General features: G+C 65.6%; 5 protein-coding genes. 4 read left to right on the top strand and 1 reads right to left on the bottom strand.

Annotated elements, in window-relative coordinates; genetic code table 11:
• The 4 genes from ACZ4TW_RS23860 to ACZ4TW_RS23845 form a co-directional block, all read left to right on the top strand.
• On the top strand, positions 1 to 257 hold a 257-nt coding region (locus tag ACZ4TW_RS23860; protein WP_465546989.1), incomplete at its 5' end, for a DUF5419 family protein.
• A gap of 182 nt (positions 258 to 439) precedes the next feature.
• Positions 440 to 682: a hypothetical protein gene (locus ACZ4TW_RS23855; protein ID WP_465546987.1), complete on the top strand. Its 243-nt coding sequence runs from the start codon at positions 440 to 442 to the stop codon at positions 680 to 682.
• A 98-nt stretch (positions 683 to 780) separates the two neighbouring features.
• Complete coding sequence (locus ACZ4TW_RS23850) at positions 781 to 1,764, top strand: DUF3560 domain-containing protein (protein ID WP_465546984.1); 984 nt, start codon at positions 781 to 783, stop codon at positions 1,762 to 1,764.
• Positions 1,765 to 2,224: 460 nt separating this feature from the next.
• Positions 2,225 to 2,413: a hypothetical protein gene (locus ACZ4TW_RS23845; RefSeq protein ID WP_465546982.1), complete on the top strand. Its 189-nt coding sequence runs from the start codon at positions 2,225 to 2,227 to the stop codon at positions 2,411 to 2,413.
• 72 nt (positions 2,414 to 2,485) lie between these two features.
• On the opposite strand, the gene ACZ4TW_RS23840 is transcribed toward ACZ4TW_RS23845, so the two are convergent.
• The coding region (locus ACZ4TW_RS23840; protein ID WP_465546980.1) for a hypothetical protein at positions 2,486 to 2,995 on the bottom strand (510 nt) is incomplete at its 5' end.

Below are 2,995 nucleotides of genomic sequence, written 5' to 3'. Positions count from 1 at the left end.
ACGCCGCCGGATACGATTCCACTGCACCCGCGCCCAGCGGGCCAACAACCAGCAATTCCACTGCTGAGCAGTGCCCGGCTAACTTCGAAGAGCCAGTATGGATGCGCAGCGTGGACAGCTACCTGCGCCGTGACACCGGATTCCTCCACAGCGACCTGCCCGACTGGACTTGGCGCGACGCCTACAACGACGACCTCACTCCCCGGGCCGCCGTCCGCGCCGCCATCACCCACTGGCGCAGCCACGGCGATCTGTAACACCGCAATCAACACCCAGCCCCGGACGAGGTCACACCGACCCAGTCCGGGGCTGAGTCAACTCAAAGACGTTGCATACCAACGGAATCCGACACCACAACTTGCCATGTCATGTTTGATGACATAGAATGGAGGTACAGGTCAGGGCACCAGGCCCAGACCGAAACCCAAAGGGGCACACCATGACCGACATCGCATCCGCCGCCAAGCACCTTCTCTGCGGACCCTGCGCCGCCGCCGCCAATTACGGCGACGAGAGCGCCCACGAACCCAGCAGCGCCTCCCTCGCGGACCTACGCGACTTTCTCTCCACCGTCGGTCACATCATCGCGATCTGCGACACCGAACCCGGCATCGAATGGATCTGCGACGCCTGCGGAGAAGTCACCACCGACACCGCCCACGTCTTCCACCCGCTCGACTAGCGCGGCCCCTCCGCCCCGGTCCCACCGGGACTGGGGCACTTGACCGACCCGCGCCACCAGCCACCGAGACACTCTCGACACCACCGAAAGCGACCGACATGAGCGACATCACGATCACCCACACCCCCGCAGACGGAACCCTCGTCGACGGCACCAGCAAAGCTGACGGCACCAACACCATCCTCAAGGCCCACGGCTTCAAATGGTTTCCGCGACTCGGCATGTGGGGAATCCCCCGCAGCCGCGACCGCCGGCCTGACACCGGCCGCATCACCCGCGCCCAGACCGCCCTAGAAGATGCCGGTCACACCGTCACCATCGCCATCGATCACAGCCACCGCGACACCGCAACAGTCGAAGCCGACCGTGCGGCGCGCAACCAGCAGCGCGCCACCGCCCTGCACGCCAAAGCCGACCGCCAGGCCGCCGCCGCCGACGCCGCCGCCGCAGCGCACGAACGCGCCGTCGACGCACTCCCGCCAGGAGGCGAACCGATCAAAGTCGGGCACCACAGCGAACAACGGCACCGCCGCGCCATCACCAAAGCCCACACCACCCTCACTCGCGCCGTCGACGCCCAACAGCAAGCCGACACCACCGCCGCCCGAGCCGACAACGCCGAGCAAGCAACAAAACAGCGTTATAACCCTTCAACGGTGGTCAATCGCATCAGCACCCTCGAAGCAGCCCAGCGCGCCGACCAACGCAGCCTCGACGGACACACCCGCACCGTCGCGCGGCTGAGCAACGGCCAACGCATCACCGAGACCACCCCAGCAGCCACCGGCGACCGCCGCGATGCAATCCAGGCCCGAATGGCCGAACGGGCCGACCAGCTCGACTACTGGCGCACCGTCCACGCCCACCACCAAGCGACAGGGAAGGCCGGCCAGCACACCCGCGACACCATCGCCAAAGGGGACCGCATCCGCCCCTACGGCAACAAAGATTGGATGACCGTCACCCGTCTCAACCCCAAGAGCGTCAGCGTGCACTACCAACCCGCCTGGGACACCGCCCGCACCATCCGAGGCACCATCCGCTACGACCAGATCGCCGAGCACGAATCAGCCGCGCTCTAAGCAAATCCCCTGGACACGAGACCCCCGCACCGCCGTCAGGCAGCGGGGGTCTCCGCCGTGAGACCGGCCAAACGTCCAACCCGCACTCACCCCCTCAGACGCGGAGCGACCTTCGGCCGCACTCTGCTCTCCGGTGGCCAACCGGAACTCTGCGCTAGCGCTCCGACTCCCGACCGGCCGCCACAAACACCACGTGGGTGCTCACCACACACGCACGCACGTCGACCAAGCATGCCCGACCGGGGACCCCGACCTGTCAACCCACACCTGGCGACTACCACGCGTTCTCCGCTGCGCTACGCCCACGCGCTCCGACCAATTCGACATCCCGCGCTTCGCTGCGCTCGCTGCCGAATTGGCCTCCGGCGCACCAGGTTCTCCGGGGTTGACAGGCCACCCCCGTCGGGCTGCCCCGACTCGACGCCCGCCGCCAGAGCGGACCACAACCAAAGGACGCACAATGAACACCATCCACGGCACCGACCCCATCGCCGCAGCCCGACATGCCTACGAAGCCATCCGCAACCTCGGCGATCCCGCCTTCGACGACCTCTCTATCGACGACCAGATCGCCCTCATGGACCTCGGACTCACCGACCCCACCACCCGCAGCAAGGCGTCCACCATCGCCAAACTCTTCAATCTCTAACCCCCGCGGGGTCGGCACCACACCGCCGACCCCGCGCCCTTATGCGGGTTGCGGTAACACGGCTGCGCCGCGCTACCGCAACACCTCTGACATCTTCTTCATCCTTCCCAACATCACCGCCAGCCGTGTCCGCTGTCGCTTGTACTCATCAGTGCTATAAGGATTTCGCTTCTCCGCCGCCAGATAATGCCCCAACCCAGCAGGCCTCACACCAGTCGACCTCGCGAAACACGACTCACCCGCTCCCAGCGACGCATCCAGAGCCACTACCCGATCATCGGTCACCAACCTACGAACCTCCCTGATCGAGGACGCCGAGCGATGAACTGACATGTTTCGCAGCAGTGTCACCAGCTCCACCAACGTGAAATCATGCTTGCTCAACCGGCCTACCCGAGCTGCGTACTCATGTCCCATGAGCGCCGCATACGCAGTCCACTGGCGCTCGTAATTGACCGTCAGAAACGAACTTCCCTGCTCCAATAGGGGCTCTTCGAAGTTAGCCGGGCACTGCTCAGCAGTGGAATTGCTGGTTGTTGGCCCGCTGGGCGCGGGTGCAGTGGAATCGTATCCGGCGGCGTG

It is taken from the genome of Agromyces sp. NPDC029043, assembly GCF_055564615.1.
The sequence above is the reverse complement of the archived record's forward strand: the minus strand, read 5'-3'. Positions and strand labels throughout refer to the sequence as shown.